At 67.4% G+C, this 26320-nt stretch carries 23 protein-coding genes; 12 read left to right on the top strand and 11 right to left on the bottom strand.

Going from position 1 to position 26320, the window contains the following annotated elements:
- Positions 1–3: 3 nt before the first annotated feature.
- The 3 genes from H261_RS06885 to H261_RS06895 form a co-directional block, all read right to left on the bottom strand.
- Positions 4–804 carry a hypothetical protein gene (locus tag H261_RS06885; protein WP_008615776.1) on the bottom strand — a complete coding sequence of 267 codons (801 nt, stop codon included), beginning with the start codon at positions 802–804 and terminating at the stop codon, positions 4–6.
- A 7-nt stretch (positions 805–811) separates the two neighbouring features.
- Complete coding sequence (locus tag H261_RS06890; protein ID WP_008615778.1) at positions 812–1582, bottom strand: carbonic anhydrase; 771 nt, start codon at positions 1580–1582, stop codon at positions 812–814.
- Positions 1583–1644: 62 nt separating this feature from the next.
- The gene (locus H261_RS06895) at positions 1645–3600 is read right to left on the bottom strand and encodes an acetoacetate--CoA ligase (protein WP_008615780.1); all 1956 of its coding nucleotides are present in this window, start codon (positions 3598–3600) and stop codon (positions 1645–1647) included.
- Between the two features lie 180 nt (positions 3601–3780).
- On the opposite strand from H261_RS06895, the gene H261_RS06900 reads away from it, so the two are divergent.
- The 10 genes from H261_RS06900 (at position 3781) to H261_RS06945 (ending at position 12636) form a co-directional block, all read left to right on the top strand.
- The gene (locus H261_RS06900) at positions 3781–4083 is read left to right on the top strand and encodes an STAS domain-containing protein (protein WP_008615781.1); all 303 of its coding nucleotides are present in this window, start codon (positions 3781–3783) and stop codon (positions 4081–4083) included.
- 9 nt (positions 4084–4092) lie between these two features.
- Positions 4093–4578: a J domain-containing protein gene (locus H261_RS06905; RefSeq protein WP_008615783.1), complete on the top strand. Its 486-nt coding sequence runs from the start codon at positions 4093–4095 to the stop codon at positions 4576–4578.
- Positions 4579–4679: 101 nt separating this feature from the next.
- Positions 4680–5552, top strand: coding sequence for a UTP--glucose-1-phosphate uridylyltransferase GalU (gene galU / locus H261_RS06910; protein ID WP_040475899.1), 873 nt, complete (start codon positions 4680–4682; stop codon positions 5550–5552).
- 13 nt (positions 5553–5565) lie between these two features.
- A complete protein-coding gene (locus H261_RS06915) occupies positions 5566–6873 on the top strand; it encodes a UDP-glucose dehydrogenase family protein (RefSeq protein ID WP_008615786.1) in 1308 nt (435 codons plus the stop codon).
- A gap of 154 nt (positions 6874–7027) precedes the next feature.
- Positions 7028–7498: a DUF2971 domain-containing protein gene (locus H261_RS06920; protein WP_008615788.1), complete on the top strand. Its 471-nt coding sequence runs from the start codon at positions 7028–7030 to the stop codon at positions 7496–7498.
- Positions 7499–8071: 573 nt separating this feature from the next.
- Complete coding sequence (locus H261_RS06925) at positions 8072–8458, top strand: GxxExxY protein (RefSeq protein ID WP_008615790.1); 387 nt, start codon at positions 8072–8074, stop codon at positions 8456–8458.
- A 63-nt stretch (positions 8459–8521) separates the two neighbouring features.
- Positions 8522–10150, top strand: coding sequence for an alpha-D-glucose phosphate-specific phosphoglucomutase (locus H261_RS06930; protein WP_008615792.1), 1629 nt, complete (start codon positions 8522–8524; stop codon positions 10148–10150).
- 1 nt (position 10151) lies between these two features.
- Positions 10152–11537: a phosphoglucomutase/phosphomannomutase PgmG gene (pgmG, locus tag H261_RS06935; RefSeq protein WP_008615795.1), complete on the top strand. Its 1386-nt coding sequence runs from the start codon at positions 10152–10154 to the stop codon at positions 11535–11537.
- Between the two features lie 117 nt (positions 11538–11654).
- Positions 11655–12086: a CBS domain-containing protein gene (locus H261_RS06940; RefSeq protein ID WP_008615797.1), complete on the top strand. Its 432-nt coding sequence runs from the start codon at positions 11655–11657 to the stop codon at positions 12084–12086.
- Between the two features lie 199 nt (positions 12087–12285).
- A complete protein-coding gene (locus H261_RS06945; protein WP_008615798.1) occupies positions 12286–12636 on the top strand; it encodes a phasin family protein in 351 nt (116 codons plus the stop codon).
- A gap of 545 nt (positions 12637–13181) precedes the next feature.
- Here H261_RS06945 and H261_RS06950 read toward each other — a convergent pair.
- Positions 13182–13760: a YqaA family protein gene (locus tag H261_RS06950; RefSeq protein ID WP_008615800.1), complete on the bottom strand. Its 579-nt coding sequence runs from the start codon at positions 13758–13760 to the stop codon at positions 13182–13184.
- A 118-nt stretch (positions 13761–13878) separates the two neighbouring features.
- Between H261_RS06950 and H261_RS06955 the strand changes: the two genes are divergently transcribed.
- Together H261_RS06955 and H261_RS06960 are read left to right on the top strand one after the other, a co-directional pair.
- Positions 13879–16362, top strand: a complete 2484-nt coding sequence (locus H261_RS06955) for a sensor histidine kinase (protein ID WP_235062885.1) — start codon at positions 13879–13881, stop codon at positions 16360–16362.
- Between the two features lie 22 nt (positions 16363–16384).
- Entirely contained in the window at positions 16385–17425 is a 1041-nt protein-coding gene (locus tag H261_RS06960) for an alpha/beta hydrolase (protein ID WP_008615804.1), read from the top strand.
- Positions 17426–17452: 27 nt separating this feature from the next.
- Here H261_RS06960 and H261_RS06965 read toward each other — a convergent pair whose 3' ends face one another.
- From H261_RS06965 to H261_RS06995, 7 genes are all read right to left on the bottom strand, one after another.
- Positions 17453–17824 (bottom strand): response regulator, encoded by a 372-nt coding sequence (locus tag H261_RS06965; protein WP_008615806.1) that lies wholly within the window; start codon positions 17822–17824, stop codon positions 17453–17455.
- 20 nt (positions 17825–17844) lie between these two features.
- Entirely contained in the window at positions 17845–20949 is a 3105-nt protein-coding gene (locus H261_RS06970) for an EAL domain-containing protein (RefSeq protein ID WP_152426748.1), read from the bottom strand.
- Between the two features lie 165 nt (positions 20950–21114).
- Positions 21115–22215, bottom strand: coding sequence for a hypothetical protein (locus H261_RS06975; protein ID WP_008615816.1), 1101 nt, complete (start codon positions 22213–22215; stop codon positions 21115–21117).
- Between the two features lie 49 nt (positions 22216–22264).
- On the bottom strand, positions 22265–23179 hold the full coding sequence (locus H261_RS06980; protein WP_040475902.1) for an SAM-dependent methyltransferase: 915 nt from the start codon (positions 23177–23179) through the stop codon (positions 22265–22267).
- Complete coding sequence (locus tag H261_RS06985; RefSeq protein WP_008615820.1) at positions 23176–24045, bottom strand: lysophospholipid acyltransferase family protein; 870 nt, start codon at positions 24043–24045, stop codon at positions 23176–23178. Before H261_RS06985 ends, H261_RS06980 begins: the two co-directional genes overlap by 4 nt.
- Positions 24042–25019, bottom strand: coding sequence for a tetraacyldisaccharide 4'-kinase (gene lpxK / locus H261_RS06990; protein WP_008615823.1), 978 nt, complete (start codon positions 25017–25019; stop codon positions 24042–24044). Before lpxK ends, H261_RS06985 begins: the two co-directional genes overlap by 4 nt.
- Positions 25006–26280: a 3-deoxy-D-manno-octulosonic acid transferase gene (locus tag H261_RS06995; protein WP_008615825.1), complete on the bottom strand. Its 1275-nt coding sequence runs from the start codon at positions 26278–26280 to the stop codon at positions 25006–25008. Before H261_RS06995 ends, lpxK begins: the two co-directional genes overlap by 14 nt.
- Positions 26281–26320 lie beyond the last annotated feature (40 nt).

Here is a 26320-nt window from a genome sequence, read left to right on the forward strand (position 1 = left end):
TCCCTAATCCCGTCCGGCCACGCCGCATTCGGCGATGGTCTTGCCCAGCTCCGTGCAGATGGCCTTGGCGGCGCCGTCGTCCCTGGCTCCGGCGAACAGGCGGACGAACTTGCCCTTGCCCTTGAGCTCGACGCTCTTCATCACCGGTTCCGAGGCCTTGAGGGTGGACGAGCGCCCGGCCAGGATGCCCCAGCCCTTGCGGGCCCAATCCTCGGTCTTGTACGAGGCGAGATAGACCAGCTTGCGCGGTGCCCCGGCGGCCGGGGCGGCGGCCGGAGCGGGAGCGGGCGGCGGCGCGGGGGGCGGCAGGGCGGCGGCCAGCGCCATGGGCGGCGCTGCCGGCTCGGCCATCATGGGAGCGGGATTGGCGGCCAGCTTCTCGCCATGCTCCAGGCGCAGCACCCAGCCGCCATACCGGGTCAGCAGGGCGCCGTCGCCCATCACCGCATAGCGGGCGAAGGGCTGGCCGGCGCATTCCACGGCAAGGACGGCGACCGTCTCGTCCAGGCCCGCCCCGGCGGGAGCGGCGGCGCCGATCACCGTATTGAGCGGCGCCCGCTCCTCGCCATAGCGCGGCGACGGGCAGACGCGGCCGGCGGCGTCGCCGGCGCGGGCCGCGTCCATGGGAACCGCCTGGCCGCGCGGGGCCGAGGCGGCGTCGCTCACCGCCCTCGAGGCGAAGGCGTCGGTGACGATCCAGGTCCCGTGGTGCCAGGAGCCGTCCACGGGCCGGGGCGAGGCGCAGCCTCCCAGCAGGGCGGCGGCGCCAAGCGGCAGCAGGATGAGCGGAAACCGATGGGTCATCACCACCTCACATCACGTCGAGCAGCAGCTTGCGGCGGTTGAGCGGCTGGACCGGACGGGCATTGTTGGGAAACAGCTTGGCGAAGGCGGCCAGTTGCTCGGCCGAGGCGGTGATTGCCTGACGGTAGACCACCCACTGCACCACTTCCGAGCAGGGCGGCGTGGTCAGCGACCCGGCATAGCGGAAGGTCACCGGGTCCTTGGGCACCAGCATGGCGGGATCGAGCATGGAGGCCGCCGTGGCGCTTTCGCCGCCCTTGGCCGGCATCACCTGCCAGATGGCCTCCAGCGCCGGATTGGCGGCGCCCTTGGCGATCATCACGCCCAGCACCGCCAGACCGCCGTCGGCGGTCTTGTGGACGAAGTGACACTCCATGTCGAAGAAGGCCCCGTCCACCGTATGCTCGCTGGGGTGATGGAAGTGGAACTGCAGCAGGTCGTACGACTTGCCGTCCAGCATCAGGCTGCCGCCGCCGGCGCAGTCCACCTGGATGGTGTGGCCGTTGTTCTGCACCCGGAGCGGCACCGGCCGCCACGCGGTCAGCGGGTCGCCGACGATGGCCGCCACCGGCTTGGTCAGGTCGATGGGCGATTGCTCGCGGCCCATGGAGCAGGCGGCGTATTCCGGCGACAGCATGCCCCATTCCTTGGGACCGCCATGCCCCTCATAGGCCCAGTGGGCCCCCTCGGCCGCCACCGCCTGGGCGATGGAGCCGCCGCAGCTGCCGCACAGGCAGGCGGCGCCGGTGGCGCCCTTGAGGAATGAACGACGATCCATGACAGCCCCTCCCGTCAAATACTTTGGGCGGAAAGGCTATCGTTGAATCCATCCGCCGTCCATCACTCCTCCAGCTCGGGGCGTCCGGCGAACAGATCCAGCGCTTCCGGGTTGGCCAGCGCCTCCTTGTTCTTGACGGCGCGGCCGTGCACCACGTCGCGCACCGCCAGTTCGACGATCTTGCCCGACTTGGTGCGGGGAATGTCGGCCACCTGCACCACCTTGGCCGGCACATGGCGCGGCGTGGTGTTGTCGCGGATGCGCCGCCTGATATGCGCCTCCAGTTCGGGCGAGAGTTTCAGCCCGTCGCGCAGCCGCACGAACAGCACCACGCGGACGTCGCCCTGCCAGTCCTGGCCGATCACCAGGCTTTCCAGCACGTCGTCGATCTGTTCCACCTGGCGGTAGATCTCGGCGGTGCCGATGCGCACCCCGCCGGGATTGAGGGTGGCGTCCGAGCGGCCGAACACGATGATACCGCCGGTGGCGGGGTTCAGTTCCACCCAGTCGCCGTGGGTCCACACGCCGGGGAACTTCTCGAAATAGGCGGCGCGGTACTTGGCGCCGCCGTCGTCGTTCCAGAACCCCACCGGCATGGAGGGGAAAGCCCGGGTGCAGACCAGTTCGCCCTTCCGGCCTTCCAGCGACTGGCCGTTCTCGTCGAACACCTCGACTTTCATGCCGAGGCCGCGCGCCTGGATCTCGCCGCGATGGACCGCGCCCATGGGGTTGCCCAGCATGAAGCACGAGACGATGTCGGTGCCGCCCGAGATGGAGGCCAACTGCACGTCGGCCTTCACCTTGCCGTAGATGTAGTCGAAGCCCTCGGGCGCCAGCACCGAGCCGGTGGAGCAGATGGTGCGCACCGTCTTCAGGGAATGGGTCCTGATGGGCTCGAGGCCCATCTTGGCGATGGCGTCGATCCACTTGGCCGAGGTGCCGAACAGGGTCATGCCCTCGGCATCGGCGAAGTCGAACAGGATGTTGCCGCCCCGATGGCTGGGATTGCCGTCGTAGAGCAGCAGGGTGGCCCCGGCCCCCAGGCCGGCCACCAGCCAGTTCCACATCATCCAGCCGCAGGTGGTGAAGTAGAACACCCGGTCGTCCCGGCGCACGTCGCAATGCAGAAGGTGTTCCTTCAATTGCTGGATCAGCGCTCCGCCCGCCGAGTGGACGATGCACTTGGGCGCTCCCGTCGTGCCCGACGAATACATGATGTAGAGCGGATGGTCGAAGGCCAAGCGGAGGAACTCCACCGCCTTTGCCGCGAATGGCGCCAGGAAGTCGCCGAGATGCGCCGCCTTGGCCACGGCGGAAATATCCGCCGCCTCGCGGGTGTAGGGCACCACCACCACCGCCTCCAGCGAGGGAATGCCCGGCACGATGGCGGCCAGCTTGTCCAGGCAGTCCAGGGTCTTGCCGGAATAGAAATAGCCCTCGGCCGCCACCAGCACCTTGGGGGCGATCTGGCCGAAGCGGTCCAGCACCCCCTGCACGCCGAAATCGGGCGAGGCCGAGGACCAGATGGCGCCCAGGGACGCCGAGGCCAGCATGAAGGCCACCGATTCCGGCATGTTGGGCATGTAGCCCGCCACCCGGTCGCCCCGGCCCACCCCGGCGGCCTTCAGGGCCTGTTGAATCCGCGACACCAGGGCGTGCAGGTCGGCGAAGGACAGGCGGCGCTTCACCTTGTCCTCGCCCCAGAAGACCATGGAATCGCCGGAATCGCTGCGCCGCATCAGGTTCTCGGCGAAATTGAGCCTTGCCGCGGGGAACCATTTGGCGCCGGGCATGCGGCCGGCATCGTCCACTACTTGCGCGCCGGGGCCATCGCCGATGATTCCCGCCTCGTCCCACACCAGGGACCAGAACTGGTCGGGCCGGTCCACCGACCAGCGCCACAGCGCCTGGTAATCGGTCGCCCCGGCATGAAAGCGGGCGTCGGCCTGGCGCATGAACCGGGCAAGCGCCGAAGCCTCGGCCCGCTCCTTGGACGGTTGCCACAGCAGAACAGACATGCTTCCTCCGCGCTTTACGATCATTCGTTCGATTCTACGGCGAAGCCGCAGCCGCGCCAAGGGTTGATCCTGCGGGGACTACCTATAGTCAGGACACAATTTGCCTGATTCAATCCCTGGAGCGGAGAGCAAAGTCGTAGCATACTCATCGGCTATCCATTCGAGGAATCCAGGCTTCACATGAACATTTCCATCTCCCACCAGGACGACACCCTGACCGTCCGGCTCGACGGGACCATGGACTATACCGTCACCAGCCAGATGAACGGTCTGATCACCGACATCAACTCGATCACTGCATCGCGGGTCGTCTTCGACCTGGCCAAGGTCGGACGGGTGGATTCCGTCGGGCTGGGCATGCTGCACCTCGCCAAGGACGAGATCGTCGGCAAGGGGCGGCGCCTGACCCTGCGCGGGGCGGCGGGCAATGTCCGGCGCCTGTTCGAACTGACCGACGGCGATTCCAGCTTCGATTTCGAGTAGTCCACGTCCATGCTTCTTCGCTTGGCTCTGGCGGTCGGCGGCGCGCTCGCCCTGTGGTGGGGGTGGCGCTGGTGGCGGAAGGCGCCGCCCGACAAGGCGAAGAAGGTGCTGGCCGGCGCCGTCCTCGCCGCCCTGGTGATCGGCGGCGTGGCGTTGGTGCTCACCGGCAAGCTGGCCGGGCTATTCGCCATCATCGCCGGCCTGTCGCCGTGGATCGGCCGGGCCATGCGCCTGCATCAGCTGTGGCGGACGCTGCGCGGCCTGGCCAATGGAACGCGCCCCGGCGCCGGGGCCCCGCCGCCGCCCTCTCCCCCCGCCGATACGGCCATGACCCGCGCCCAGGCCCTCGAGGTGCTGGGCCTCGCCCCCGGCGCCACCCCCGACGAAATCCGCGAGGCCCACCGCCGCCTGATGCGCTCGGCCCACCCCGATGCCGGCGGTTCCACCTGGATCGCCGCCCGCCTCAATCAGGCCCGCGACATCCTGTTGGGGTAATCGTTGCTTCCGTTGCGCGGGCATGGCAAAACATGCCGCGACCGGAACGAGGCGCGGCCAAGAGCGCCGGGCGGTCGAGACAAAGCTTTCAGGAGTGTTCGATGACTCGTCGAGTCCGCAAGGCCGTGTTCCCCGTGGGTGGCATGGGCACCCGCTTCCTGCCCGCCACCAAGGCGATGCCCAAGGAAATGCTGCCGGTGGTGGACAAGCCGCTGATCCAGTACGCGGTGGAAGAGGCGGCGGCGGCCGGCTGCGAGCACTTCATCTTCGTCACCGGGCGCGGCAAGAACGCGCTGGAGGACCATTTCGACCACAACCCCGAGCTGGAGCGCATCCTCAAGGAACGCGGCAAGTTCGATCTGGTCGAGGCGGTGACCTCGTGGATGCCCAAGTCGGGCCAGATCTCCTATACAAGGCAATCCGAGCCCCTGGGCCTCGGCCACGCCGTGTGGTGCGCCCGCGACCTGGTGGCCGACGAACCCTTCGCCGTGCTGCTGCCCGACGACCTGATCCTGTCCAAGACCGCCTGCCTGAAGCAGATGGCCGCCGTGCACACCGAGGTGGGCGGCCATGTGGTCGCCGTCTCCGACGTGCCGCGCGAGCACACCAGGCGCTACGGCATCCTGGACGTGGAGCACGACAACGGCCGCCTGGCCCGCGCCAAGGGTCTGGTCGAGAAGCCCGACCCCGAGGTTGCCCCCTCGACCCTGTCGATCATCGGCCGCTACATCCTGCATCCCGCCGTCTTCGACGTGCTGGACAGGAAGGAAAAGGGCGCCGGCGGCGAGATTCAGCTGACCGACGCCATCAGCCAGACCATCGGCATGGTGCCCTTCCACGGCCTGCGCTTCGAGGGCACCCGTTACGATTGCGGCGACAAGGTGGGCTGGCTGGAAGCCAACCTGGCCTTCGCCCTGGCCCGCGACGACACGGCCGAGGCCGCCCGCGACCTGATCACCCGCTTTCACGGCTGAGGACTAGAGCGTCATGCGCATCGCCATGATCGGCACCGGCTATGTGGGTCTGGTGTCGGGAACCTGCTTCTCGGAATTCGGCATCGACGTCACCTGCGTCGACAAGGACGCCGCCAAGATCGAGAAGCTGCACCAGAACGTCATGCCCATCTACGAGCCGGGCCTGGACGACATGGTCGCCGCCAATGTGGAAGCCGGCCGGCTGGCCTTCACCACCGACCTCAAGGCGGCGGTCAAGGATGCCGACGCGGTGTTCATCGCGGTGGGCACCCCGTCGCGGCGCGGCGACGGCCATGCCGACCTTTCCTACGTCTATGCCGCGGCCGAGGAAATCGCCGATGCCATGACCGGCTACACCGTGGTGGTGACCAAGTCCACCGTGCCGGTGGGCACCGGCGACGAGGTGGAGCGCATCATCCGGGCGCGCCGCCCCGATGCCGAGTTCGACGTGGTCTCCAATCCGGAATTCCTGCGCGAAGGCTCGGCCATCAACGACTTCATGCGGCCCGACCGCGTGGTGATCGGCACCGAATCCGAGAAGGCCCGCAAGGTGATGAAGCAACTCTATCGGGTGCTCTACCTGATCGAGACCCCCATCGCCTTCACCTCGCGCCGCACTTCCGAGCTGATCAAGTACGCCGGCAATACCTTCCTGGCCACCAAGATCACCTTCATCAACGAGATCGCCGATCTGTGCGAGAAGGTGGGGGCCGACGTCCACGACGTGGCCAAGGGTATCGGCCTGGACGGCCGCATCGGCAAGAAGTTCCTGCATCCCGGTCCCGGCTACGGCGGCTCGTGCTTCCCCAAGGACACCCTGGCCCTGGTCAAGACCGCGCGGGATTACGACGCGCCCTTGCGTATCGTCGAGACGGTGGTGGCCGTCAACGACGCCCGCAAGAAGCAGATGGCCGAGCGGGTGATCGCCGCCTGCGGCGGCTCGGTCAAGGGCAGGACCGTCGCGGTGCTGGGCCTGACCTTCAAGCCCAACACCGACGACATGCGCGATTCGCCGTCCATCGACATCGTCACGGCCCTGGTCGAAGCCGGCGCCGCCGTCAAGGCCTTCGACCCCGAGGGCATGGAGGAGGCCAGGAAGCTGCTGCCTGCCGGCGTCGAATACTGCAAGGACGCCTACGCCACCATGCCGGGCGCCCATTGCGCGGTGATCATCACCGAGTGGAACGAGTTCCGCGCCCTCGACCTTAAGAAGGTCAAGTCGCTGCTGGCCTCTCCGGCCATCGTCGACCTGCGCAACGTCTATGCGCCGGAAGAGATGGCCGAGCTGGGCTTCGCCTACACCAGCATCGGCCGGCCGTAGGCATCGTCACCGGTTTATTGGAACGACGGGAATGCGGGCACTTGTTGCCCGCATTCTTGTTTTCGCAGATCATCCATTCTGCGGCAGACGTGTTGATTGCAGCCGACTCCGGCTGGCAACACGGATGAACACAGATCAGCGCGGATGAACGCGGATGGGCGACAAACCGGACACCCCCGAGATTCTCTACCACTATTGCAGCAATGCCGCCTTCCTCTCGATCATCGAGAGCGGCACCATCCGGCTGTCCGATCTCAGCCTGTCCAACGACAGCCAGGAAGGCCGGTGGGTGAAGAAGATAATCAATGATTCCCTGAAGCCTAGCGGTATCGAGACCGACATCCCGATGCGATATCTGGATGAAATCATAGATAAGACTCGGGCGCTCGGGTTCTGCGTGTCCGGGGACCATGACAGCCTGAGCCAATGGAGAGCATGCGCCGACAATGCCTCTGGAGTAGCCATTGGCCTCTCGGCCGAATATTTGAAACTTTCATCACGCCCAAACCTCGGATTCCGCCACCACATGGCGGGCTTTGACAGAGTTCGTTACAAATTAGATGAGCGGCAGCAACTTATTTTAGGGCTCATAGAAGAAATCTCATCAATTACCGCCGAAAATTAAGCAAAATTAACAAGAGAAGCAATTGCGCAATTAATAGATCAAAAAACTTCCGTCTTTATAGTTAGCAACCCATACGCACTATTTCTCATAAAGAATCCAAAATTCTGTGAAGAGAATGAATATCGTACGCTTGTTCAGTACTTTACACCAAGTCAGCGAGAAAACAGTTTGGCTGATGTTCTTCAGCACAGGGTATCAGGGAATGGGATTGTCCCTTTCTTGGCCGCGCGGCTTTGCCACAATGGCGGATCACCCATCAAGAGGGTCGTTCTCGGCCCCAGAAATAACACCCCAAAATACGTGATCGAAGACCTCCTGGCCAAGCACGGCCATGAGCGTGTCGATGTGGATCTATCCGAGGCCTCCTATCGTTGATCATCCCCTTCATCCGTGAACATCCGCGTCCATCCGTGTTACCTCATCCCCGTCGCCCGCACCTCTGCATGCAGCAAGAGCAGCACGGATAAACACAGATTGGTCTGAACAATCCGTCCCATTCATCCGTGGACATCCGCGTTCATCCGTGTTGTCCTCGCCTCGACCACCCCATCGCCCCACCCGCCACGACGTCCCATGCTGTCTGAAGCAGAATCCGGCCTGAATGCACTGACCGAACGCATCATCGGCGCGGCCTTTGCTGTGGCGAACGCCTTGGGCCATGGCTTCCTGGAAGTCGTCTACCGTAACGCCCTGTTCGAGGAACTGAGCCTGGACGGCATTGCCGTCAGGAAGGAGCAGCCCTTCCCCGTCCATTACCGTGGACGGCAGGTAGGCCTTTACGTGGCCGATCTGGTGGAGGAAGACAGGGTGATCGTGGAACTGAAGGCCATCGACGGGTTGGCGCAGTCCCACGCGGCGCAGGTCCTCAACGACCTCAAGGCCAGCACCCTGCCGGTGGGGCTGCTGCTGAATTTCGGGCGGCCGAAGCTGGAAATCCGTCGGGTGGTGTTGGCGAAATGAGCAACATGCCCCAAGATCACAATCGTCCTCGCCGGCAATCATCGTACTAGGGAAGCTTGCTCCATGGCCGCCGTGAAAACCGTTTCCACCACCCCCTTTTCCGGCCAGAAACCCGGCACATCGGGTCTGCGCAAGAAGGTCAAGGTCTTCGCCCAGCCCCATTACCTGGAGAACTTCGTCCAGGCGGTGTTCGACTCCATCGGCGACGTCGCGGGCAAGACCCTGGTGCTGGGCGGCGACGGCCGCTACCACAACCGCACCGCCATCCAGACCATCCTGAAGATGGCCGCCGCCAACGGCTTCGCCCGCGTGATGGTGGGACGGGGCGGCATCCTCTCTACCCCGGCGGCGTCGGCCGTCATCCGCAAGTACAAGACCTTCGGCGGCATCATCCTGTCGGCCAGCCACAATCCCGGCGGCCCCCTTGAGGATTTCGGCATCAAGTACAACATCCCGGCCGGCGGCCCGGCCCCCGAGGCCATCACCGAGGCCATCCATGCCCGGACAGAGGTGATCGGGGCCTACCGGATCGTCGAGGCGGCGGATGTGGACCTGGATACCCTGGGCACCCGTTCGCTGGGGGGCATGGAGGTGCAGGTCTTCGACCCCGTCGCCGATTACGCCGAACTGATGGAAAGCCTGTTCGACTTCGCCGCCATCCGCGCCGCCTTCGCGTCCGGCCTGCGCATGAAGTTCGACGCCATGCACGCGGTGACCGGTCCCTACGCCACCGAAATCCTGGAGCGCCGCCTGGGCGCGCCGGCCGGGACTGTGATGAACGGCGTGCCGCTGGAGGATTTCGGCCACGGCCACCCCGACCCCAATCTGGTCCATGCCCATGATCTGGTGGAAGCGCTGACCGGCGAAGGCGCGCCCGATTTCGGCGCCGCCTCGGACGGTGACGGCGACCGCAACATGATCCTCGGCCGCGACTTCTATGTGACGCCGTCGGATTCCCTGGCGGTGCTGGCCGCCAACGCCACGCTCTGCCCCGGCTATCGGAACGGCCTGAAGGGCATCGCGCGCTCCATGCCCACCAGCGCCGCCCCCGACCGGGTGGCCGCCAAACTGGGTATTCCCGCCTGGGAGACCCCCACCGGCTGGAAGTTCTTCGGCACCCTTCTCGATGCCGGGCTTGCCACCTTCTGCGGCGAGGAAAGCTTCGGCACCGGCTCGGACCATGTGCGCGAGAAGGACGGGCTGTGGGCGGTGCTGGCCTGGCTGAACGTGCTGGCGGTGCGCAAGCAAAGCGTCGCCGACATCGTCACGGCGCACTGGACGGAATACGGCCGCAACGTCTATTCCCGCCACGATTACGAAGGCATCGATGCCGCCGCCGCCGAGGGGCTGATGGAGCATCTGCGGGGACTTCCGCTCAAGGGGCGGAAGCTCGGCGCCTACACCGTGGCCTTCAACGACGACTTTGCCTACACCGATCCGGTGGACGGTTCGGTGTCGAAGAAGCAGGGTATCCGGGTGGTGTTCGAGGACGGCTCGCGCATCGTCTTCCGCCTGTCGGGCACCGGCACCGAGGGCGCCACGCTCCGCGTCTATATCGAGCGCTTCGAGCCCGACCCGACCCGGCATCATATTGATCCGCAGACAGCCCTGGCCGACCTCATCGCCATCGCCCGCGATCTGGCCGAGATCGAGGCGAGGACCGGGCGGCAAGAACCGACGGTGATTACCTGACATGACCGCACACACCTTTCACCCCACCATCCTGCGCGAATACGACATCCGCGGCATCGTCGGCGAGACCCTGTTCGCAGCCGATGCCGAGGCCATCGGCAAGGCCTTCGGCACCCGCATGCGGCGCAACGGCGGCCATGTGGTGGCGCTGGGCTGGGACGGACGGCTGTCGAGCCCCGAGATGGCCGAGGCGCTGACCCGGGGCCTGATCGCCTCGGGCTGCACGGTGCGGCGCATCGGGCGCGGCCCCACCCCCATGCTGTACTTCGCCGCCAAGGTCAGGGACGCCGACGGCGGCATCATGGTGACCGGCAGCCACAACCCGCCCAACCACAACGGCTTCAAGATGGTGCTGGCCGGCCGGCCGTTCTTCGGTGCCGATATCCAGTCGCTGGGCGCCATCGCCTTCGCCGGCGACTTCGCCACCGGCGAAGGCAAGGCGATCGAGGATTCGGTGTTCGAGGAATACGTCTCGCGCCTGGCCCAGGACTATGACGGCGAACGCGATCTGCGGGTGGTGTGGGATTGCGGCAACGGCGCCACCGGCGAGGTGCTGCATGCCCTGGTCAAGCGCCTGCCCGGCACCCACACCGTGCTGTTCGGCGAGATCGACGGGCGCTTTCCCAACCACCATCCCGACCCCACCGAGCCCCACAACCTGGTGGCGCTGCAGGACAAGGTGCTGACCGAATCCGCCCATCTGGGGATCGCCTTCGACGGCGACGGTGACCGCATCGGCGTGGTGGACGGCGAGGGCCGCATCCTCTATGGCGACCAGATCCTGGTGATCCTGGCCGAGGATCTGCTGAAGACCCAGCCCGGCGCCACCGTCATCGCCGACGTCAAGGCCTCCAGGGTGTTCTTCGACGAGGTCCGCCGCATGGGCGGCAACCCCATCATGGGCCGTACCGGCCATTCGCTGATCAAGACCCAGATGGCCGAGACCGGGGCGCCCCTGGCCGGCGAGATGAGCGGCCACATCTTCTTCGCCGACCGCTATTACGGCTTCGACGACGCCCTGTACGCCGCCATCCGGTTGCTGGGCATCGTGGCACGCTGGGATCACATGACCATCGGCCAGCGCCGCGACCATCTGCCCCACATGGTCAACACCCCGGAATTGCGTTTCGACTGCCCGGAGGAGCGCAAGTTCGCCGTGGTGGCCGAGGTCAGAGCCCGGCTGGAGGCCGAGGGCGCCGACTTCTCCGCCATCGACGGCGTGCGGGTCGATACCATGGACGGCTGGTGGCTTCTGCGTGCCTCCAACACCCAGGCGGTGCTGGTGGCCCGCTGCGAGGCGGCCAGTCCCGAGGGACTGAAACGCCTGCGCCGGACCCTGGCCGACCAGTTGGCCGCCAGCGGCGTCAGCCTTGGGCCTACCCACTGATGACGGCTTGAATTTCTCCGGCTTCGGTTTCAGACTGGTCCTATTCAAAGGTAGGGGGTCTGGGACCGGTCGCCCCGCCGTATAAAAACAAAGCCAAGACATCAAGGGGGACCAGCCATGTCCGTTGAAACCATCCTGAAGACCAAGGGCAGCGTCGTCTTCACCATCCGCCCCGAGCATTCGGTGGCTGACGCCGCGGCGCTGCTGACCAACAAGAAGGTCGGCGTCGCCGTGGTCTGCGACGTCAAGGGCAAGCTGCAGGGCGTGCTGTCCGAGCGCGACATCGTCAAGGGCCTGGCCCAGTACGGCAAGGCCGCGCTGGAGATGCCGGTGCGCAACGTGATGTCCAGCCCGGTGGTGACCTGCTCGCCCGGCGACAGCGTCAAGACCATCATGGGGGTGATGACCGAACGCCGCATCCGCCATCTGCCGGTGCTGGAAAAGGACGAGTTGATCGGCATCGTCTCCATCGGCGACGCGGTGAACTTCCGCCTGACCGAGGCCCAGACGGAGATGAACGTGCTGCGCGACGTCGTCGCCACCCGGTAGTTTTTCTTGGCCTCAGTCGCCGGAAATCTTCCGCACCCCCGGAAACCCTGCTTTCCGGGGGTGTTCGCATTTTCGCATCCCCTCCATGCAAGACGGTTATGTTGCAGTGCAAAAATCATGTTGCACTGCGGCATGGTTCTGTTAGATTGGCGTCATGTTGCAGCGCACAACGCGCCCACCTCTGATAAGGAATACGCACATGACCATCAAGATCGACGGTTTCGAGAAGTTCGTGGCCCTGGGCAAGGAAAATGCCGACGCCTTCGCCAAGTCCAGCGCCGCCACCGTCAAGGCTTTCGAAGAGATCGCCAAGGCCCAGCAGGCCCTGATCGCCGAGAACGTCAAGAAGGCCGATGCCGCCGTCAAGGCGCTGTTCTCGGTCAAGAGCCCGGCCGAGTTGGCCGACCTGCAGGGCAAGCTGGCCCGCGAGACCCTCGAGAACGCCATCGCCGACGGCCGCAAGCTGGCCGAGCTGTCGACCTCGGCCCTGACCGCCGCGGTCGAGCCGATCCAGGCTCGCTTCGCCGCGCTGACCAAGGTTGCCGCCTAACTTCGATCCCCAAGGGTCCGGCGCGGCCTCTCCTCCCGCCGCGCCGGACCCGGATCGAAAAGACCGCCGTCGCTTATGAATGTCCGGGGCTCTCCCCCCCCATCCCGCTGCTTCCGGACATTTGCGACGACGGCCACGAGCCCCGGCCTTCCTCCCAAGGCCGGGGCTTTTTCTTTCTGAAATCAATATTCCCATTCCATGCAGCCATCCCGGCGTCGGGATGGCGGGCTGTTCTGGTGGCCGGCATCGGAGAATTTATGGGCCGGCGAGGGATGGGGGCCGATTCTCTCGGCTCCGTCCCTCGCCGCCCGTGGCAGCTTCGCGCCCCGTATGGGGGGAGGGTGGCGCGAGCGATGCCCATTTCCCACCCGTCTCCCTGAGATTGAGCGGTGGGGCCCTGACGGCCCGCCCCGGCGGAGTGGGGGGAGCTGGGGCGAACGCCAGAGTGAGAAATAGAATAATTCAATAGCGGTGATTGGGCAAGGTCTTTGCGCCGGAAGCCGAAGGTTATCAACGGCTCGCCAGGAGGAGTTCGCGAAGGCCTGCTACAGCAGCTTGACCACGAGGAAACCGCCCACCAGAACCACGATGAACACGCTGGTGACCAGGGTCAGGCGGCGTTCGACGAAATCGCGAATGGGCGGGCCGAACTTCCACAGCAGCGCCGCCACCAGGATGAAGCGCATGCCGCGCGCCACCACGGAGGCGAAGGTGAACTTGGCCAGGTCGAAATCGAAGGCGCCGGCGGTGATGGTCACCAGCTTGTAGGGAATGGGGGTGGCGCCCTTGACGATGATGAACCACACGCCCCATTCGTCGATGATCGGCTTCAAGGCCTGGAACTTTTCCTGCAGGTGGAAGGCGCCCAGGATGGCCATGCCGATGGAATCCATGGCGAAGGCGCCGATGGCATAGCCGAGGAAGCCGCCGGCCACCGAAGCAATGGTACAGATCATGGCGATGCGCAGCCAGCGGGTGGGGGCGGCGATCACCATGGGAATCAGCATCACGTCGGGCGGAATGGGGAAGAACGAGCTTTCCACGAACGAGATGAAGGCCAGCCACCAGATGGCGTGCCGGTGGGCCGCCTTGGCCATCATCCAGTCGTAAACGCCCTTCAGCATAACAAGCCCTCCTCGGAACAGCGGCCGAGGTGTAGCAGCCGGAAGGCAAAGGGGCAACCGCCCCTTGTCTTTTCCGCCGCTCACCGGCACTTTGGGGCCGTATTGGGGAGAATCGGGAATGCGCGCGGGACTCGCGGCGGGATTGGGCGTGATGCTGACGGCGGGGAACGCCGTGGCCGAGGAGGCGCACGCCCTGGTCCAGCTCCGTTTCGATCCCCTGTCGCTGGGGACCGGCGCCCTGCTGGTGCTGGTCCCCGCCGTGGCGGCGCTGGCGCTGCTGCGCTGGCGCATGGCCGCGATGGCCGCCGAGGCCGGCCGGACCGCCACCCTGGCCGAGCGGCTGGGCGAGAGCCTGCTGGCGGCGCCCGACGGGTTCTACGCCTGGCTGGGGACCGAGCGCGAGACCTGCTCGCGCCGCCTCGCCGTTCTGCTGGGGCTGTTCGGCGGCACCGAGTCCACCTTCACCGACGTCTTGGAATCCTTCGCCGCCGCTGATGCCGCCCAACTGGACGACGCGGCGCGGCGCCTGCGCGAGGAGGGCCAGGGCTTCGAACTGGAACTGCGCCTGCGCGACGGCGGCCGCCGGGTCCGCGCCGTGGGCGTGCGGGCCTCGGGACCCGACGGCCAGGGCCTGGCCGACCTGATCTGGATGCACGACGTCACCGAGGGCGCTGCCTTCGAGGCGGAACTGGCCTCGCGCCTGGCCGGGCTGGCCGGCGAGCGCGAGCGGATCGAGGGATTGCTGGGCGTGCTGCCCATTCCCGTCTGGGTGCGCGACGACGACCTGTCCCTGCTGCACGTCAACCGGGCCTATGCTAGGGCGGTGGACGTGGCCTCGCCCCAGGCGGCGGTGGCGGGGCAGATCGAACTGGCCTCGGACGGTTCGGTGCGCGAAGCCCGCGCCCTGGCGGCCCGCGCCCGGGCGGCGGGCGAGCCCCGCGCCGAATCCTTCCATCTGGTGCTGGGCGGCCAGCGCCGCTTCACCGAGATCACCGAGGCGCCGTTCGAGGCCGGCGACGGCGGGCTGCTGACCGCCGGCTACGCCCTGGACCTCACCCGCATCGAAGATTTGCAGGTAGAACTGGCCCGCCACGCCAGCGCCCATGCCCAGGTGCTGGAGCATCTGGCCACCGCCATCGCCATCTTCTCCACCGACACGCGGCTGACCTTCTTCAACACCGCCTTCACCCGGCTGTGGCGGCTGGAGGCCGAGTGGCTGTCGGCCCAGCCCACCTACGGCGCGGTGCTGGACTCGCTGCGCGAACGCCGCCTGCTGCCCGAGGTGGCCGATTACCGCGCCTACAAGGAAGACGAACTGAAGCGCTTCATCTCGCTGATCGACGCCGCCGAAACCTTGCTGCACCTGCCCGACGGCCGCACCCTGCGCCGGATGATCGCCGCCCATCCCTATGGCGGGTTGATCTTCACCTACGAGGACGTCACCGACACCCTGGCGCTGGAGCGCTCGTTCAACACCGCGCTCGCGGTGCAGCGCGAAACCCTGGACCACCTGCACGAGGGCGTGGCGGTGTTCCGGGGCGACGGGCGGCTCAGGCTCTACAACCCCGCCTATGCCCGTATCTGGAACCTGCCCGCCGCCATGCTGGAGGCCGAACCCCATCTGGCCGAACTGGTCGAGGCCCACCGCCCCTATTTCGAGGGCGGCGCCGAGCGCGCCTCGGTGTGGCCCGAGGTGCGCGAGCGCCTGATGGCCCTGTTCAACACCAGGGCGCCCCAGAGCGGCCGGGTCGAGCGCCTGGACGATTCCATCGTGGATTTCGCCTCGGTGCCGCTGCCCGACGGCGCCATGCTGCTGACCTGGCTGGACGTCACCGATTCGGCGCGGGTCGAGCGCGCGCTGCGGGAACGGAACGAGGCGCTGGCCGCCGCCGACCTGCTGAAGAGCGAGTTCATCGCCAATGTCTCGGCCGAGGTCAGGAAGCCGCTGACCACGGTGATCGGCTTTTCCGAGATGCTGGCCGCCGAGTATTTCGGCAAGCTCAACAAGCGCCAGCACGAATACGCCCGCGGTATCACCGAGGCGGGCCAGGGGTTGCAGGCGCTGATCTCCGACATCCTCGACCTCGCCGCCATCGAGGCCGGGCAGATGGCCCTGGAGCTGGACACCGTCGATATTCATCCCATGCTGTCGGGGGTGCTGGGGCTGGTGCGGGAAAGGGTGCGGGAGAAGAAGCTGCACCTGGATTTCGACTGCCCGCTGGATATCGGCTGGATCGTCGCCGATGAACGCCGTTTGCGGCAGGTGCTGTTCAATCTGCTGGGCAACGCCCTGAAGCGCACGCCCTCGGGCGGCAGGGTGACCGTGCGGGCCGAGCGGCGGGCGACGGAACTGGCGCTCACCATCAGCGATACCGGCTCGGGCCTGTCCGACGAGCAGCAGGAGCGTCTGTTCGGCGGCTTCGCCCTGGGCGGACGCCGCGAGGCGCTGCCGGCCGGCCGGGCCGACGACGATTCCGGCATCGGCCTGGCTTTAGTCCAGCGCTTCGTCGACCTGCATGGCGGAAGGGTGGAATTGGCTTCCGTCCCCGGTGAGGGTACGGTGGTGACCGTGCGCCTGCCGGTGGGGGCCGGAGCGGCGTGATCAATAAGGGAGCGGACGGGCGATGACCATGAGAACGGGCTGGCGGCTGGGGCTTCTGGCCGCCGCGATGCTGGCGGGGGCGGCGGGCACCGCCCGGGCCGAAACGGTGACCGAGGAATTCATGATCGGCAGCAAGTGGCCGGATCAGAAGCTCTACATCCGCAACAAGCACCCGGCGGCCCTCTACGACGTCAAGCCCGAGAAGACGGTGCTGTTCCTCCACGGCGCCACCTATCCCGCCCATTCCTCCTTCGACATGGCGGTGGACGGCCAGAGCTGGATGGACTGGATGGCGGCGCGGGGCTACGACGTCTATACGCTCGACATCCGCGGCTACGGCAAGTCGGGGCGCCCGCCCGAGATGAAGCAGGCCCCCGAGGCCAACCCCCCGGTGGTCGATACCGCCGAGGCGGTCGACGACGTCAGCCGCGCCGTGGATTTCATCCTGTCGCGGCGCAATTCCCAGAAGGTGGTGCTGGTGGGCTGGTCGTGGGGCGCCACCCTGGCCGGCACCTTCGCCAACACCGCCCAGGACAAGGTCGAGCGCCTGGTGCTCTACGCCCCGCAATGGCTGCGCGAGGTGCCGCCGCCCACCGATGCCGATCTGGCGCGGGTCCCCGCCTGGCGCCAGGTGGACCCCAAGGACGCCCGCGACATCTGGCTGAAGGCGGTGCCCGAGACCAAGCGCGACGGCGTGCTGCCCAAGGCCGTCTTCGGCGAATGGCTGAAGGCCACCCTGGCCAGCGATGCCGAGCCGGCCACCCTCAACACGGTGCGCGCCCCCAACGGCGTGGTGCTCGACACCATGCGTTATTGGGCGTCGGGCAAGCCGCGCTGGAACCCCGAGCGCCTGTCGGTGCCCGCCCTGGTGATCCAGGGCGAATGGGACGCCGAGGCGCCGCCGGCCATGGGCATGAAGCTGTTCAACAAGCTCGCCTCCTCGCCTTACAAGCGCTACGTCATGGTGGGCGAGGCCACCCACGCGGCCTTGATCGAGAAGAACCGCCGCCAGCTCTATCAGGCGGTGGCCGAGTTCCTGGAATCCCCGGCACCGCGGCGGTAGGGCGGCCCATTGCGCTATTGCGGCCTGCTACTGCCCGCCGCAATAGCGCGCCACTTCGTCCAGCAGCTTGCGGATGGAGATGGGCTTGGTGATGACCTGGTTGAAGCCTTCCTCCATGAAGCCGGCCACCGAATCCGGGTCGGCGAAGGCGGTCACCGCCACTACCGGCACGTTCTTGGTGCGGTCGTCGGCGCGCAGCTGCTTCAGCAGGTCGATGCCGGAATATTTGGGCAGTTGGATGTCCATCAGGATGACGCCGGCGCCGCTGCCGGCGGCTAGGTCGACCAGACCGTCGCCGTCCGACGACTTGACGGTGGTGTAGCCCGCGATGGTCAGCGCCTGCTCCAGGAGCTTCATGTTCATCGCGTTGTCCTCAACGACGACGACGGTGCCGGTCATGACCCGATCCTCTCAGTCATTCAACTGTGCCCCGCCCGCAACGCCCCGACCTTTTCCGGGCCGCGCGGGTGGTAGCTTTTGGCGAAGGTGGTGAAGTCGGCGGCGGGCATGGGCCGGCCGATCATGTAGCCCTGGATCTCGTCGCAGCCGTGCCGCGCCAGCAGGGCCGCCTGGGATTCGGTCTCGACGCCCTCGGCGATGGTCTTGAGCGACAGGGAATGGGCCAGCGAGATGATGGCGTTGACCAGCACGCGGCCGTCCTCGTCCTGATCCAGGTCGCGCACGAAGGCGCGGTCGATCTTGACGGTGTCCACCGGGAAGCGCTTGAGGTAGGCCAGCGAGGAATAGCCGGTGCCGAAATCGTCGATGGACAGGGTGACGCCCAGCTTGGCCAGCGAGCGCAGCAGCTTCAGGGTGCCCTCGCCGTCGGCCATCAGCATGCTCTCGGTCAGTTCCAGGTCGAGGTCCCTGGCATTGACCCCGGTCTCCGAGATGCAGTCGGCGACGATGTCGGCCAGGTCGGCCTCGCGGAACTGGCGGCCGGAGATGTTGACCCCCAGGCGCAGGCCGACCATGCCGGAATCGTTCCACCGGCGCAGCTGGGTGCAGGCCTGGCGCAGCACCCAGCTGCCCATGGGGACGATCAGGCCGGTTTCCTCGGCGACGGGGATGAACTTGTCCGGGGTGATGATGCCCAGCTCGGGATGGCGCCAGCGGATCAGCGCCTCGGCCCCCACCAGGGCGTAATCGGCCAGGCGGACCTGCGGCTGGTAGAACAGCTCGAACTGGCCGGCGCGCAGCGCATCCTTGATGGAGCGCTCGAGCGTCATGCGCTCGGTCACCGCGAAGGACATGGCGGCGTCGAAATAGCCCATGCGCTGGTCGCTGCGGCGCTTGACGTTGTGCAGCGCCATCTCGGCGTTGCGCAGCAGTTCCAGGGCGTCGTCGCCGTCGCGGGGATAGACCGAGACGCCCATGTCCACCGGCACCACCATCTCGGAGCCGTGGATGGTGTAGGGCTTGTTCAGGATGTCGTGGATGTGCTGGACGGCGGCGGTGACCTCGTCCATCTCGCGCACCTGGGCGATGACCACCGCGAACTCGTCGCCGGCCAGACGGGCGGCGGTGCCGCCCGACGCCACCGCCTGGGCAAGGCGCCGCGCCGTCTCGCGCAGCAGGGAATTGCCCACGTCGTGGCCCATGGAATCGTTGATGGTGGTGAAGCCGTCCAGGTCGACGGTGATGATCGCCACGTGCAGCCCGGCGTTGCGGGCCATGGCGATGGCCTGGCCGAGGCGGTCGGTCAGCAGGGTGCGGTTGGGCAGGTCGGTCAGCGGATCGTGGTTGGCCAGATAGGCGACGCGCTGGGCCAGTTGCTTGTTCTCGGTCAGGTCGCGGATGGTGCCGGTGAACAGGCGGCGCTTCTCGACGCGCAGTTCCGAGACGGACAGGTGGACCGGGAACAGCGAGCCGTCCTTGCGCTTGCCCATCACCTCGCGCCCGACGCCGATGATGGCGCCGATGCCGGTGGCGAGGTAGTTCCTGATGTAGCCGTCGTGCTTGCCGGCATCGGGTTCGGGCATCAGGGTCGAGACGTTGGCGCCGATCAGCTCCGACAGGGAATGGCCGAAGATGCGCTCCACCGACAGGTTGGCGTTGAGGATGGTGCCGTCCTCGTCGATGGTGACGATGCCGTCCAGCACGGTGTCCATGATGGCGCGGATGCGGTGTTCGCGCGCCGCCACCGCCCGCATGGCGGCGGTGACTTCGGTGGTGTCGCGTCCCACCAGCAGGGTGGCGTTGTGGGCCTCGCGCCGCAGCGGCACCGCCGACAGCTCCACGTCGCGCACCCGTCCGGCGAAGGTCACCACCTTGACCGGCAGGGGGTGGCCTTCCTCGTACAGGGTGTCGAGGCCGCCCTCGAAGATGGCGCGGTAGTCGGGGTGGACGAACTCGGAGAAAGGCTTGCCCTCGCAGGCCGAGACCGAGGGGGCGCGCAGCATGCCCAGTCCGGCGGCGTTGATGCGCTCGATCACCCCGTCGACGCAGACGCAGATCAGGTCGGGCGACAGCTCCACCAGATCGCGGTAGGACGCCTGGTCCTTCAAGAGCGCCGATTCCAGCATGGAGACGTCGGTGATGCGGTCCAGCAGTTTCAGGATCTGGCTGCCGGAATTGAGGATGGATTCAGCGTATTCGCGATAGCCGGCCTGGGCGATGGTGCCCAGCATCTCGGCGGAGATCATCTCGGCGAAGCCGATGACGTCGTTCAAGGGCGTGCGGATGTCGCGGCTCATGCGGCCCATGAACTCGGTCTTGGCGCGGTTGGCGAAATCGGCCTCTTCCTTGGCCTCGGCCAGCTTGGCCGCTACCGCCCGCTCCGAGGTGATGTCGCGCGAGAACATGGCGCAGCGGTGCTCGCCCGCTCCGACACCGGCCACCGCCAGCAGGCGGTTGGCGAACCAGTGGATGCCGTCGGTATCCTCGAACTGGACGGTGCGCCCGGTCTCCAGCGCCTCGGCCAGGAACGAGCGGCGATGCTCGGCCAGCGCCTCGGGCAGCAGGTCGAAGATGGATTGTCCCACCGTGGTGTCGGGCGGTGCGTTCAGGTACTGCTCGGCCTCGGTGTTCAGCGTCAGGATGCGCCCTTCGGCGTCCAGCAGCATGGCGATGTCGTGGCTGGCGTCCAGCAGGGCCTGGCTGGTGCGGTGCGAGGCCTCCAGCACCGTCTGGGCGTGCTGGCGCTCGATGGCGTGGCGGATGACGCGGGGCAGCAGGGTCAGGCCGGCGTCGGACTTGACCACGTAATCCTGGGCGCCGGCCCGGATGGCTTCCTGGGCCATCCGCTCGTCGTCCAGGCTGGTCAGCACCACCAGGGGCTTGTCGGGCGCCCAGGATTTCAGCTGCAGCACCGATTCGATGCCCGACGCGTCGGGCAGGCCCAGGTCGGACAGGATGCAGTCGAAGGCCTCGAACGGGGCGTCCTTGGCAGCCTCGCCCAGGGCCCGGCGGCCGGATATCTTCCAGGTGGGCTGGGCGTCGGCCAACTCGATCTCGATCAACCGCTGGTCCCCAGGGTTGTCTTCGATAATCAGCAATCGCAGGATGTCGGCGCCCGAACTCATGATCGAATGACCATGCAGCATCCGTGGCCTATTGTAAATATTCAGCGAATGGCATGGACGGTTCCGGTCGTACCAGGAAGCGGATTATCGTTTCGGTCAAACAGTTTTCCGGTGTTCCCGAAATAATCGGGTATCCGCCCGGGACCGGGGAAGAGTCGCCCGGCATCAATGCCGCTTGGCCAGCCACTCGTCCACGGCCGGGACCATGGCCTTGATCGACAGGCCGAAGGCCAGCATCAGCTTGTCCTTGTCCTGGGTCATGTGCAGGAGGTTGTCCACCACCTTGCGCAGGATATCCTTGGCGAAGGCGGGGATGGCCAGGATTTCCGGCGCGCGGGGGCCGAAGCCGGTTTTCAGCGAGTGCACCATCACCTCGACCTTGTCGATGTTGAGGCGCTGGATTTCCTGCAGGTTCTCGGCGGCGATGTAGCACAGCATGTCGCCGAAGATCTTGGCCACCGACTTGTCCAGCGCGGCGCAGACGTTGAAGAAGGCCGGGTCGCGGGCGAAGAAGGCCCAGGCGTGGTCGCCCAGGGTCTTGCGGAAGAATTCGAACATGTCCCGGTTCCACACCGAGATGCCGCCGATGGCCTGGGGGCGCTCGGCGAGAATGGCGCCGAAATCGGCGCCTACGGCGGCCTTGACCTTCTTCAGCTTGTCGGGCTCGAACTGGGCCACCGCCTCGATATGGGCGATGGTGGGCAGGGCCACGATATCCTCGCCGATCTCGATGATCTGGGGATAGGAAAGCCTGGCGCGGTAGGTCTCGAGCAGCGGCAGCTGCCAGCCGAAGGCGATGTAGCGCGACAGCTCGCGGATCTTGCGTTCCTCGACCGGATCGACCGCCTGGCGCTCGATCTGCTCGGTCTTCTTGATCAGGCCGAACATGGAAGTCTTGGTGACGGTCTCGGTGACCGTCTCCATGGGCTTGTCGGCCTCGAAAATCTTCTTGGCGCAGGTCCGCACCAGCAATTGCTGAATCTGGCCCAGGCTGATGCCGCACACCAAAGGCGTGCTTTCGTCGCGCACCGGCCCGTCGCCGTCCCTGGCGCGGACCACGTCGTCGACCATGTCGCGCTTGGCCTGGAAGGTCTTGATGAAGGCCTGCAGCACGTCGGGGTCGGAGATCACCTGCTGGTAGGTGATGCCCGGGTCCACCAGACCGGCCTGCTGGAAGGTGGCCAGCACCTTCTTCAGCCCCTCGATGACTCCCTTTTTGGTCTCGGTATCGATCTCCACCGGCGGCGGAAGCTTGGCGACAGACATGAGGCGATAGGTCCCGGCAGGATGTTCCCCGAAGCTTACTGGTTTACTCCTAAGGGCATAGGGTGGCAAGTCGCATCCAGGTCAGCTCGTGTTTGTTGTGGGCCAGGTGCAGTAGACGCGATCCGGGAATGGCGGCGAAGGCCTGCGCGGTGGCATGGTCGGTGTCACCCTGGAATTTCAGCGTAAAGATGAAGTTGCGTGCCAGCCCGGTCTCCAGCCAGCGCTCCACCAGCCGCAGCAGGCGTTCGGGATAGCAGATGACGTCCGAGCACAGCCAGTCCACCGGCCCGATCTCGGTGGGCTCCAGCCCGAAGGCGCTGCCCTGGCGGTACTCCACGTTGGGCATGGCGGCGACGTTGGGCGCCAGGGGTGCCTTGTCGATGCTGATCACCCGGGCGCCGGCGGAGGCCAGCACCCAGGTCCAGCCGCCGGGGCAGGCGCCGAGGTCGACGCAGGTCTGGCCCGGCCCCGGCATCTCCCCGGCCAGGGTCAGGGCCTCCCACAGCTTGAGATAGGCGCGGCTGGGCGGCGTGACGCGGTCCTCGACGAAGACCGGTTCACCGTTGGGGAAGGGGCTGGAGCAGGCCGCCGCCGCCAGCACATGGCCCTCGTCCATCCAGGTGAACGAGCCCAGCGGCGCGGTGGGGGCCGGATCGCCGAAGGTCAGCGGCCTGGCCGAGACCTTGGGTAATTTCTCCACCAGCAGGGCGGTGCGGCGGTGCAGATGGAACTCGTAGGGCCACCAGTTGCGCTGGATGGCCTTCAGCGCCTTGGCTGCCGCGCCGATGGAGGCCACTTCCAGCACCTGGGGCCGGGTCCAGATATTCTGCGCCCAGGCGGCCGGCTTGGCCGGACCGGGCGACAGCATCAGGCGGCCGTATTCGGCACTGACCTCGCCCAGTTCGACCCGCAAATCGGCCTCGAAGCCGGGGGCGGCCAGATAGGCGGTGAAGGACTCGCTCATTCCGGCCATCGCCGGTGGACCCACAGCCACTGCTCCGGCCGCTCGCGGATCCAGTCTTCGAGCAGGGCGTTGATGCGGACCAGCAGCAGGCGGTTGTCCTCGTGGTTGTCGTTGGTGTGGGGGAAGTCCATGGGCGGCAGGACGGTGAGGCGGAAATGGGCACCCTTGAGGCGCTCGACCCGGGCGGGGACCAGCGGACACTTGAATTTGGTGGCGAAGGCGGCCTGGGCCGGGGCGGTCATGGCGTCGCGGCCGAAGAACGGGATGGGCACCCCGTCATTCATCTTCTGGTCCACCAGCATGCCGAGATGGCCGCCCTTCTTCAGCACCAGCAGCGCCTGGCGGGCGCCTTCCGATCCCTTCTGGATCAGGGCGTGGCAGGCGTCGGCGCGGCCCCGGCGATAGAGATCCTCCACAAAAGGGTTGTTGGCGGCGCGGTAGACCAGATGCAGGGGCAGGCCGTGCCGGGCCGCCACCGCGCCGTTGATCTCCCAGTTGCCGATATGGCCCGAGATGAAGATGCCGGCCTGGCCGTCGTCCCTCAGCAGGTCGATGTTCTCGCCGCCGATCAGTTCCACCCGTTCGGCGGCGATGCGCTTCAGGTGGGGGAACTCGCCGGCCACCCGGCCGATATTGTCCCACATGGCGCGGATGACGGCGTTGATCTCGGCGTCGCCCTTGTCGGGGAAGGCGGCCTTGAGGTTGCGCCGCGCCACCCGGTTGACGCCGCCCAGCAGCGGGCCGACGGTGCGGCCCAGCCAGCCGCCCAGGCCCGACGCGGCATCCAGCGGCAGCAGGGCGAACAGCCCCCACACCGCACGGGCGCCCAGGGCCTCCAGCCGCTGGCGCAGTTCCTTGCCTTTCATGCCCGCACTCCGATCCGGTCGAACAGGGGAGTTAGCAGAGAGGGGTCCTCCCAGTCCAGCGTCACGCCGAGCACCGCGACGCGGGCGCGCAGGTCGGCGGGCAGCCGTACCGCGTCCTTGGCGGTGGTGACGGCCTGGGCCTCGTTGGCCTCGGCCTCGGCCAGCAGCGCCTCGATCTCGGCGCGGGCGAAGGGGTGGTGGTCGGGAAAGGAATGGTCGGCGGTAAGGCGCGCCCCGCATTGCTTCAGGCTGGCGAAGAACTTTTCCGGCCGGCCGATGCCGGCGAAGGCCACCACCTTGCGGCCCGACAGCGCCGCGCCCTCGGGGCCGGGGACCAGCCGGGCGGCCAGCAGCGGCAGGCCGTGGGCGCGGGCCAGTCCGGCCAGCCCGCTGCGGTCCTCGCCGATCACCACCATGGCGTCGGCGCGGGCCAGCCCCTGGCCGGGCGGCTCGCGGCACGGCCCGGCCGGCATGGCGCGGCCATTGCCGAAGCCGTATTCGCCGTCCACCACCACCAGCGACAGGTCCTTGGCGATGGAGCCGTTCTGGAAGCCGTCATCCATGATGATCACCTCGGCGCCCATTTCCACGGCGGCCACCGCGCCGTCGGGGCGCCAGCGCGCCACCCAGGTGGGCGCCTCGCGGGCCAGCAGCAGCGCCTCGTCGCCGACGCGGGTGAAGTCGTGGCGGTCGAGGTCGACGGCGCGCGGCCCCACCTCGGTGCCGCCATAGCCCCGGGTGAGGAAATGGGGGTTGCGGCCGGCGGCGATCAGCCGCCGGGCCAGACTGATGCCCACCGGCGTCTTGCCGGCCCCGCCGGCCACGATGTTGCCGACGCAGATCACCGGCACGGCGGGGCGGTATTCCTCGGCCCGCTCCAGGTTGTGGCGTACCGCCCAGCCGTAGACCGCCCCCAGCGGGTTCAGCAGGCGGGACAGGGCGGTGTCCCTGCGCCAGAAGTCAGGGGCGCGCATGGCCGGCCTCCAGGGGGGCGAGGAAGGGGGAGAGCGCCTGCTCCACCTGCTCGAGCACTCCGGCCTCGCCCTCGGCCCAGGCCTGGGCCGCCGCGCCCGCCGCCCGCAGGGCCGGCGGGTCGGCCAGCAGGGCGCCGACCGCCGCCGCCAGTTCGTTCTCGTCCCCGACCCGCAGCGCGGCTTTCGCCGCCAGCATGGACGGCGCCATGTCGGGGAAGTTGTCCATCAGCGGGCCGAACATCACGGCGGCGCCCAGCAGGGCCGGTTCGAAGGGGTTCTGGCCGCCGCCGGCGCAAAGGCTCTTGCCCACGAAGACCGGGCCGCCCAGGCGGTAGAACAGTCCCAGTTCGCCCATGGTGTCGGCCACGTAGACCTGGGTTCCGGCGGCGACCGCCTCGCCGGCCGAGCGCAGCGCCACGGCCAGCCCCTGCGCCCGCAACCCGGCGGCGATCTCGGGCCCCCGCGTGTGGTGGCGCGGCACGACGACGGTCAGCAGGCCGGCAAGGCCGAGGGCGGCGTGCACCCGCCCGGCCATGGCTTCCTCGCCCGGATGGGTGCTGGCCGCCAGCCACAGGGGCCGCCCGGCGGTGGCGGTCCTCAGGCTCTCCAGCGCCGCGCCGTCGCAGGGCAGCGGCGCCACCGCGTATTTGAGATTGCCGAGACAGCGCACGTCGCGCCCCCCCAGGGCGCGGATGCGCCCGGCGTCGGATTCGGTCTGGGCCAGACACAGCGCGAAGCCCGACAGCATCTTGCGCATGAAGCCGGGAACCTTCTTCCACGAGGCGAAGGAGCGGGCCGACATGCGGCCCTGGATCAGCACCTGGGGAATGCCGCGATGGCGGGTCTCGGCCAGCAGGTTGGGCCAGTATTCCGATTCCGCCCACAGCGCCAGATCGGGCCGCCAGTGGTTGAGGAAGCTCCGCACATAGGCGATGCGGTCCACCGGCACGTACTGGTGGATCGCGCCGGCGGGCAGCCGCTCGGCCAGCAGGCGGGCCGAGGTGACTGTGCCGGTGGTCATCAGCACGCCCAGGCCCCGGGCGATCAGGCGTTCGGCCAGCGGCAGCATGGACAGCGCCTCGCCCACCGAGGCCCCGTGCATCCACACTATCGGCCCGGCGGGGCGGGGCTGTCCGGGATGACCCAGGCGCTCGGCGAAGCGGGCGGCGTCTTCCTTGCCGCGCGCCTTGCGCCGCTCCAGATAGGCGGCGATCAGCGGCCCGCCCATGGTGGTCAGTCCCCGGTACAGGCGGTAGATCATACCGCCTCCGGAAAAGAGAACAAATTGACAACATTGTCGT

This window comes from Paramagnetospirillum caucaseum (assembly GCF_000342045.1).
Classification (GTDB): Bacteria; Pseudomonadota; Alphaproteobacteria; order Rhodospirillales; family Magnetospirillaceae; genus Phaeospirillum; species Phaeospirillum caucaseum.

What these genes read in the sequence shown, in the direction of transcription:
- H261_RS06970 (WP_152426748.1), bottom strand. Translation starts at nt 20,949, where the DNA reads ATGAGTTCGGGCGCCGACATCCTGCGATTGCTGATTATCGAAGACAAC.
- H261_RS06885 (WP_008615776.1), bottom strand. Translation starts at nt 804, where the DNA reads ATGACCCATCGGTTTCCGCTCATCCTGCTGCCGCTTGGCGCCGCCGCC.
- H261_RS06980 (WP_040475902.1), bottom strand. Translation starts at nt 23,179, where the DNA reads ATGAGCGAGTCCTTCACCGCCTATCTGGCCGCCCCCGGCTTCGAGGCC.
- H261_RS06915 (WP_008615786.1), top strand. Translation starts at nt 5,566, where the DNA reads ATGCGCATCGCCATGATCGGCACCGGCTATGTGGGTCTGGTGTCGGGA.
- H261_RS06930 (WP_008615792.1), top strand. Translation starts at nt 8,522, where the DNA reads ATGGCCGCCGTGAAAACCGTTTCCACCACCCCCTTTTCCGGCCAGAAA.
- H261_RS06945 (WP_008615798.1), top strand. Translation starts at nt 12,286, where the DNA reads ATGACCATCAAGATCGACGGTTTCGAGAAGTTCGTGGCCCTGGGCAAG.
- H261_RS06895 (WP_008615780.1), bottom strand. Translation starts at nt 3,600, where the DNA reads ATGTCTGTTCTGCTGTGGCAACCGTCCAAGGAGCGGGCCGAGGCTTCG.
- H261_RS06925 (WP_008615790.1), top strand. Translation starts at nt 8,072, where the DNA reads ATGCTGTCTGAAGCAGAATCCGGCCTGAATGCACTGACCGAACGCATC.
- H261_RS06995 (WP_008615825.1), bottom strand. Translation starts at nt 26,280, where the DNA reads ATGATCTACCGCCTGTACCGGGGACTGACCACCATGGGCGGGCCGCTG.
- pgmG (WP_008615795.1), top strand. Translation starts at nt 10,152, where the DNA reads ATGACCGCACACACCTTTCACCCCACCATCCTGCGCGAATACGACATC.
- H261_RS06940 (WP_008615797.1), top strand. Translation starts at nt 11,655, where the DNA reads ATGTCCGTTGAAACCATCCTGAAGACCAAGGGCAGCGTCGTCTTCACC.
- H261_RS06905 (WP_008615783.1), top strand. Translation starts at nt 4,093, where the DNA reads ATGCTTCTTCGCTTGGCTCTGGCGGTCGGCGGCGCGCTCGCCCTGTGG.
- H261_RS06965 (WP_008615806.1), bottom strand. Translation starts at nt 17,824, where the DNA reads ATGACCGGCACCGTCGTCGTCGTTGAGGACAACGCGATGAACATGAAG.
- lpxK (WP_008615823.1), bottom strand. Translation starts at nt 25,019, where the DNA reads ATGCGCGCCCCTGACTTCTGGCGCAGGGACACCGCCCTGTCCCGCCTG.
- H261_RS06960 (WP_008615804.1), top strand. Translation starts at nt 16,385, where the DNA reads ATGACCATGAGAACGGGCTGGCGGCTGGGGCTTCTGGCCGCCGCGATG.
- H261_RS06920 (WP_008615788.1), top strand. Translation starts at nt 7,028, where the DNA reads ATGGGCGACAAACCGGACACCCCCGAGATTCTCTACCACTATTGCAGC.
- H261_RS06890 (WP_008615778.1), bottom strand. Translation starts at nt 1,582, where the DNA reads ATGGATCGTCGTTCATTCCTCAAGGGCGCCACCGGCGCCGCCTGCCTG.
- H261_RS06975 (WP_008615816.1), bottom strand. Translation starts at nt 22,215, where the DNA reads ATGTCTGTCGCCAAGCTTCCGCCGCCGGTGGAGATCGATACCGAGACC.
- H261_RS06900 (WP_008615781.1), top strand. Translation starts at nt 3,781, where the DNA reads ATGAACATTTCCATCTCCCACCAGGACGACACCCTGACCGTCCGGCTC.
- H261_RS06955 (WP_235062885.1), top strand. Translation starts at nt 13,879, where the DNA reads ATGCGCGCGGGACTCGCGGCGGGATTGGGCGTGATGCTGACGGCGGGG.
- galU (WP_040475899.1), top strand. Translation starts at nt 4,680, where the DNA reads ATGACTCGTCGAGTCCGCAAGGCCGTGTTCCCCGTGGGTGGCATGGGC.
- H261_RS06950 (WP_008615800.1), bottom strand. Translation starts at nt 13,760, where the DNA reads ATGCTGAAGGGCGTTTACGACTGGATGATGGCCAAGGCGGCCCACCGG.
- H261_RS06985 (WP_008615820.1), bottom strand. Translation starts at nt 24,045, where the DNA reads ATGAAAGGCAAGGAACTGCGCCAGCGGCTGGAGGCCCTGGGCGCCCGT.